This window comes from Rhodoplanes roseus, from assembly GCF_003258865.1.
GTDB lineage: Bacteria > Pseudomonadota > Alphaproteobacteria > Rhizobiales > Xanthobacteraceae > Rhodoplanes > Rhodoplanes roseus.
In genome coordinates, this window is record NZ_NPEX01000102.1 from 6,346 (window position 1) to 13,294 (window position 6,949).

Annotated in this window: 7 protein-coding genes; all 7 read left to right on the plus strand. The window is 69.9% G+C overall.

Features of this window, described 5'->3' with window-relative positions:
* Positions 1 to 1,050 (plus strand): NAD/NADP-dependent octopine/nopaline dehydrogenase family protein (locus CH341_RS15750; protein ID WP_210208352.1); only part of this gene is annotated, 1,050 nt, incomplete at its 5' end.
* A gap of 13 nt (positions 1,051 to 1,063) precedes the next feature.
* Positions 1,064 to 2,197 carry a M24 family metallopeptidase gene (locus tag CH341_RS15755; RefSeq protein WP_111419960.1) on the plus strand — a complete coding sequence of 378 codons (1,134 nt, stop codon included), beginning with the start codon at positions 1,064 to 1,066 and terminating at the stop codon, positions 2,195 to 2,197.
* Positions 2,198 to 2,200: 3 nt separating this feature from the next.
* Complete coding sequence (locus CH341_RS15760) at positions 2,201 to 3,202, plus strand: LLM class flavin-dependent oxidoreductase (protein WP_111419961.1); 1,002 nt, start codon at positions 2,201 to 2,203, stop codon at positions 3,200 to 3,202.
* Positions 3,203 to 3,290: 88 nt separating this feature from the next.
* Positions 3,291 to 4,274 carry a Bug family tripartite tricarboxylate transporter substrate binding protein gene (locus CH341_RS15765; RefSeq protein ID WP_111419962.1) on the plus strand — a complete coding sequence of 328 codons (984 nt, stop codon included), beginning with the start codon at positions 3,291 to 3,293 and terminating at the stop codon, positions 4,272 to 4,274.
* Between the two features lie 221 nt (positions 4,275 to 4,495).
* Positions 4,496 to 5,533: a branched-chain amino acid ABC transporter permease gene (locus CH341_RS15770; protein WP_111419963.1), complete on the plus strand. Its 1,038-nt coding sequence runs from the start codon at positions 4,496 to 4,498 to the stop codon at positions 5,531 to 5,533.
* Positions 5,458 to 6,192, plus strand: a complete 735-nt coding sequence (locus CH341_RS15775; protein ID WP_111419964.1) for an ABC transporter ATP-binding protein — start codon at positions 5,458 to 5,460, stop codon at positions 6,190 to 6,192. Before CH341_RS15770 ends, CH341_RS15775 begins: the two co-directional genes overlap by 76 nt.
* Positions 6,182 to 6,913, plus strand: a complete 732-nt coding sequence (locus CH341_RS15780) for an ABC transporter ATP-binding protein (RefSeq protein ID WP_111419965.1) — start codon at positions 6,182 to 6,184, stop codon at positions 6,911 to 6,913. Before CH341_RS15775 ends, CH341_RS15780 begins: the two co-directional genes overlap by 11 nt.
* Positions 6,914 to 6,949: the final 36 nt, after the last annotated feature.

The window sequence follows — 6,949 nt, forward strand, 5'->3', positions numbered from 1 at the left end:
GCCGCCGACCTCACCCGCCGTGGTTTCTCGGTCCGGCTGCACGCCCGCAATCCCGACCGCCTCGCCCCGATCCGGGAGCAGGGCGGCATCATGGCCCGCGGCATCGTGGAAGGGCTGGTCCCGATCGACGTCCTCACCACCGACGTCGCCGAGGCGGTGCGCGGCGCCGACCTGATCATGCTGGTGGTGCCCTCGGTCGCGCACGAGACCTACGCGCAGGCGCTGGCCCCGCTGCTCGACGGCAGCCAGCCGATCTTCGTCAATCCCGGGCACACCGGCGGCGGCCTGCATTTCGTGCACGAGCTGCGCCGCGCCGGCTATCGCCGGCCGGTGCGCACCTGCGAGACCGTGACGCTGACCTACATCACCCGCATGGAAGGGCCGGCGACCGTCAACATCTACAGCTATACGAAGCGGCTGCGCTTCGCGACGCTGCCGGGCCGCGACTGCGGCGAGCTGTTCGCGCTGATGAAGCCGCTCTATCCGGAGATCGTCGCGGCGTCGAGCGTGCTGGAGACCGCGCTCGCCAACATCAACGCGGTGTTCCACTCGCCCGGCATGATCATGAACGCCGGCTGGATCCAGCACACCGGCGGCGACTTCCTGTTCTACCGCGAGGGCATCACCGACGCGGTCGGCCGCGTCACCGCGGCGGTCGACGCGGAGCGGATGGCCATCGCGCGGGCGCTCGGCGTCCCGGCCGTGTCGTTTCTCCAGCTCTTCTACGACGCCGGCCTCACCACCGAGGGCGCCCTGAAGTCCGGCGACATCTCGCGCGCCTGCATCGAGAGCGCGCCGAACCAGAAGATCAAGTCACCGGGCTCGCTCGATCATCGCTACGTCCACGAGGACGTCGGCTACGGCCTGGTGCCGATGGCGGCGCTCGCCCGCGTCGCCGGCGTGCCGACCCCGACCATGGACGCGCTGATCCAGCTCGCCGGCCTGTCGCTCGGCATCGACTACGCCAAGGACGGGCTGACCCTGGACAAGCTCGGGCTCGCCGGACAATCGGTCGCCGAGCTTCTGGCCAACATCGAGAGCGGCGTGTGAGGACGGGCAGGGCATGACGCACGCCGGCGCCGAGCGCGAGGTGTTTCAAAAGCTGCGGCGCGCCATGCGGGCGGCGGGCTGCGACGCGCTGGTCGCGCATTCGGTCGACAACGTCACCTACACGGCCGGCTTCGCCGTGCCGAGCCATCCGACGAACCGGTTCCGCCGCACCATCACGGTCCTGGCCGGCCAAAACTTCGCGGCCCAGATCGTCGTCACGGTCGAGGCCAACCTGGCCCGCGCGACGTCGCGCTTCGCCGACGTGCGCACCTACGATCAGTTCGGCGACGATCCGGCCGACGCGCTCGCCGACGCGCTGATCGAGGCCGGGGTCGGGGAGGGCCGCATCGCGGTCGAGCTCGACTACCTGCCGGCCCAGGATTTTCTGCGCCTGCGCGAGCGACTGCCGCGCGCCACGTTCGTGCCGGCGAGAGACATCTACTTCTCCACCCGCATGATCAAGACGGCCGACGAGATCACCCGGCTCACCACGGTCGGCACGCTGACCGACCGGGTCGCCGGCGAGGTGTTGGCGGCCGTGCGGCCCGGCATGAGCGAGAAGACGCTGGCGCGTCTCGCCACCGAGAAGATGCTGGACGGCGGCTGCAGCGCCGTGAAGGTGCAGGTCGGCTCCGGCGTGCGCAGCGGCATCACCAACTGCGCGCCGACCGACAAGGCGATCGAGCCGGGCGACGTGCTGCGCCTGGAGATCCTCGGCGACATGAACCAGTATCGCTCCAACGTCACCCGCACGGCGGTGGTCGGCGCGCCGACCGACGAGCAGCGGAAGATCTGGGACGTGATGATCGGCGCGCGCGAACGCTGCAAGGCGCTGCTGCGGCCCGGCACGCCGGTCGCTGCGCTGTACCGGACCTATGTGGATCACCTGCGCGCCAACGACATCGAGCCGACGCTGCGCTTCCTCGGCCACGGCATCGGGCAGACCATCCACGAGGAGCCCTACATCACCGATGCGCGCGACGTGGTGCTGGAGCCCGACATCACCTTCACGATGGAGCCGCTCTACATGATGCCGGGCCGGATGGGCTTCCATGTCGAGGACATGTACCGTGTCACGCCCGACGGCTTCGTGCCGATCACCGGGACGATCACGCCGAACGACGCGCTGATCCGGGTCGGAGGCTGAGTCATGGCGGTGCGCATCGGCGTCAATTTCGACGGCTTCGTGCCCACCAGCGCGGCGATCGCGCTCGCCCGCGACGCCGTCGCGGCCGGCGCCGAAAGCCTGTGGGTCGCCGAGCATCTGGGCTATCGCGAGGCGATCGCCACCTGCATGGCCTTCGCCTTCGCGGCGCCGGGCCGTGCCCGCATGGTGCCGACCGCCATCAGCCCTTACGTCAGCCACCCGGTGCCCACCGCCATGGCGATGGCGACGCTGGAGGAGGTCGCGCCGGGCCGCGCCGCCATCGCGGTCGGCACCGGCAATCCGATGTTCCTGAAAGAATCCGGGCAGGAGATGGTCAAGCCCGTGCGGGCCGTGCGCGAGTTCGTCGCCGCGCTGCGGGCGCTGTGGTCGGGCGAGCCGGTGCACCAGGAGGGCGAGTTCGTGACGCTCGCCGGCGCGCGCCTCGCCTTCACGCCGAGTGCTGAAATTCCGATCTACGTCGCCGCCATCGGCCCCGACATGACCAGGCTGGCCGGCCGCGTCGGCGACGGCATCGTGCTCTCCGCCGGCGTGTCGACCGACACGGTGCGCCGCTCGATCGCGCTCGCCGCCGAGGCCGCCGCGGCGGAGGGCCGCGACATGACCGGCTTCCGCCGCGCCGGCTACATCTTCTTCGGCGTGTCGGAGAACGGCCGCGACGCCATCGATGCGGTGCGCACCAAGCTCGCCTTCGTGATGCGCAACAAGTTCCTGGCCGAGAACATCAAGGCCTCCGGCATCGCGGTCGACCACGAGGCCGTCATCGCCGCCATCGCGCGGCGCGACATCGCCGGGGCGGCGGCGCTGGTCTCCGACGAGGCGGTCGATGCGTTCGGCATCGCCGGCACGCCGGCGCATTGCATCAAGCGGCTGGAGGACTTCGTCGCCGCCGGGCTCGACGAGCCGGTGCTCGGCCTGCTCGGCAGCCCGGAGAATTGCCGCCTGGGCCTCGACGTGATCCGGCGGGTCGCGGGCGGAGCGGCATGATTTTTGAACGGCCGGTCGCCGGTCCGGCCCGTCGCACGGCCGTCGGCATCCGAACGTCACGGCAACCCTTGTGGATCAGGAGAGAGCCATGAAGCGCAGGGAATTTCTCGAGCTCGCCGGCGCCAGCCTGGCCGCCGTCGCCATGCCGGCCGTGATCACGAGCGCGCGGGCGCAAGGCTTTCCGTCCGGCCCGATCACGCTGATCGTCGCCTGGCCGCCGGGCGGCGGCAGCGACGTCAGCATGCGGCTCCTGGCCGACGGCCTGTCGAAGAAGATCGGCGTGCCCGTGGTGGTGCTCAACAAGCCGGGGGCGGGCGGCGCCATTGGGCATCGCGAGGTGGTGACGGCGAAGCCCGATGGGCAGACCATCGGGATGTTCGCCTCGGGCGGCGTGTCGCTGCCTTATCTCAATCCGCAGGCCAACACGCTCGACGAGATGGAGCCGATCGCCTTCTTCGGCGAGGACGCCTATGCGCTCCAGGCCAGCAATGCGAGCGGCATCGGCTCGCTCAAGGAGCTGATCGAGCGCGCCCGTGCCAACCCGGGCAAGCTGCGCAACGGCAACGACCAGCCGGGTGGCTCGTCCTATGTGGCGATCTCGATCTTCGAGAAGCAGCTCGGCTTCAAGGTCACCAAGGTCGCCTATGGCGGCTACGCGCCGACCGTGACGGCGCTGATGGGCGGCGAGATCGACACCGCCGCCGTGCCGGTGCCGGACGCCATCGAGCCGCACCGCTCGGGCAAGCTGAAGCTGCTCGGGGTCGCCTCGGACGAGCGCCATTTCATGGCGCCCGAGATCCCGACCTTCAAGGAGCAGGGCTTCGACATCGTCGCCGGCTCGTGGCGCTGCATCATCGGGCCGAAGGGCATTCCGGCGGACCGGCTGAGCTTCCTGGAGACCAACATCATCGCGGTGCTGAAGGATCCGGAGTTCGTCGACAAGGCCAAGAAGGCCGGCTTCGCGCTCGCCCCGGCCGACGGCAAGGCGACGCTGGCGCGCTGGAAGAAGGACGACGCCGAGCTCTACCCGATCCTGCTCGAGGCCGGCCTCGTCAAGGCGCGGCAGAAGTAGGCGCTGCGACGTCGAACTCGCTCAGCCTTCCCCCCACCCCCGACCCCTCCCCGCCACTCGCTTCGCGAGCGGGGGGAGGGGAGGAGAGGCGCCTCGACACTCTCACGCGAGCACGGCGGCTCGGCTCCCCTCCCTCCCGCGCCTGCAGGGCGTGGCGGGGAGGGGTCGGGGGTGGGGGGCAATCCTTGCACCAGTGCCAATGAGCTTCACGGACCACTGATTTGCGCAACACCGTCTTCATCCTGATCGTGAGCCTGGTCGCGGCGGCGCTGTTCGGCGGCGCGCTGCTGGTGCGCAGCGACTATCTGCTGTTCGCCGGCTACACGGTGCTGCAGTTCGTCGTGCTGGCCACCGCCTGGAACATCCTGGGCGGCTACACCGGCTACGTGAACTTCGGCTCGGCGGCGTTCTTCGCGGTCGGCGCCTACACGTCGGTGTTCCTGCACAAGGCGTTTCCGCTGCCGATCCCGCTGCTGATCGCGGTCGCCGCCGTGATCTGCGGCCTGCTCGGCCTCGCCATGGGCTACCTGACGCTGCGGCTGCGCGGCGCCTTCTTCTCCATCGCGACGCTGGCGCTCGCCGTGGTGCTGCAGACCGTGGTGGTCAACTGGCACTATGTCGGCGGCTCGCGCGGCGCCTACATCCTGCGGCCGACGGCTGGGCCGATCCCCGGGCTCAGCTACATCGAGTACCTGTTCCTGGTGATGCTGGCGCTCGCCGCGCTGGCGCTGATCACGGCGCGCGCCATCGAGCATTCGCGGCTCGGCATCGGCTTCGCGGCGATCCGCGACGACGAGCTCGCGGCGGAGGCGAACGGCGTGCCGACCCTGCGCCTCAAGCTGGTCGCCACCGTCATCTCGGGCGCCTTCATGGGCATGGCCGGAGCGCCGTTCCCTTACTACATCGGCTACATGGAGCCGGCCTCGGCGTTCGGCCTGCCCTACGCGGTCAACGCCATCGCCATGCCGATGATCGGCGGCACCACGAGCTGGGCCGGCCCGCTGATCGGCGCCGTGCTGCTCGGCTCGCTGCAGCAGATCGCCACCGTGACGATCTCGTCGGCCGTCAACCTGCTCATCGTCGGGCTGCTGCTGGTCGGCTTCGTCATCGTCGCGCCGAACGGCATCGTCGGCCTGTGGCAGCGCTTCTTCGGTCGCAACCGGAAGGACAGGAACAAGGCATCATGGCGCCCCTCCTCGACGTCGACGGAGTCGGCAAGCGGTTCGGCGGCTTCATCGCCCTCGACGCCGTCAGCCTGACGATCGCGCCGGGCGAGCGGGTCGGTCTGATCGGCCCGAACGGCTCCGGCAAGAGCACACTGGTGAACTGCCTCTCGGGCACGCTGGTGAACGACACCGGCACGGTGCGGTTCGAGGGCCGCGACCTCGCTGGCCTGACGGCGCATCAGCGCACCCGTCGCGGCCTCGCCCGCAGCTTCCAGTTGCCGCGGCCGTTCGCCAGCATGACGGTCGCCGAGAACGTGCGGGTGCCGCTGCTCTACGCCGCCGGCAGTCGGCGCGGCCGCCATCTCACACGGGCCGAGATCGGTGAGCGCATCGCCGAGGTCCTGGGACAGATGGGGCTCGCCGACCGGGCCGACCAGATGCCACGCGACCTCACCCAGGTCGACATGCGCAAGCTCGAGCTCGCCCGCGCCATGGCGGCGGAACCGAGCCTGCTGATCGCCGACGAGGCGATGGCCGGGCTGTCGAACTCCGAGGTCGACGACATCGTCGCGCTGCTGATCCGGCTCAACCAGGCCGGCATCACCGTGATCCTGATCGAGCACATCATGAAGGCCGTGATGCAGTTCTCGCAGCGCCTCGTCGTGCTGGTGTCGGGCAAGAAGATCGCCGACGGGCCGCCGGACGAGGTGATGCGGCATCCCGAGGTCGAGAGGGCGTATCTTGGCCAGTAGCATTCGCATCGAGAGCATCGACGCCGCCTACGGCTCCGTGCGGGTGCTGGAGGAGGTCTCGCTCGACGTGAACCCCGGCGAGACCGTGGTGCTGCTCGGCACCAACGGCAACGGCAAGAGCACCCTGATCAAGTGCATCATGGGCCTGCTCACGCCGCTGAAGGGCCGCATCTCGGTGACGATCGACGGGACGACCCACGACCTGGTCGGGCGCAGCACCGTCGACATCGTCGATCTCGGCATCGCCTTGGTGCCGGAGGGCCGCCGGCTGTTCCCGCGGCTCACGGTCGAGGAGAACCTGCTGCTCGGCGCCTTCCGGCCGAAGGCACGCGCCTCGCTTCACGACAATCTCGCCTTCTGCTACGAGGCGTTTCCGCGCCTCGCCGAGCGGCGCCGCCAGCTCGCCGGCAGCATGAGCGGCGGCGAGCAGCAGATGCTGGCGCTCGGCCGCGCCCTGATGCTGGCGCCGAAGATTCTCATCGTCGACGAGCCCTCGGTCGGCCTCGCACCCGTGCTGGTCAGCCGCACCATCGACAAGATCAGGGAGCTGAAGGAGCGCTACGGCCTCACCGTGCTGATGGCCGAGCAGAACTTCACCCAGGCGCTGCGCATCGCCGACCGCGGCTACGTCATCGTCCACGGCCACATCGCCTTCGAGGGCAAGTCGGCCGCCGAGCTCGGCGACAACGAGCTGATCCGGAAGTTCTACCTGGGACTGTGAGGGTTTCGCAGTCATTCCGGGGCGCGGGCTGAAGGC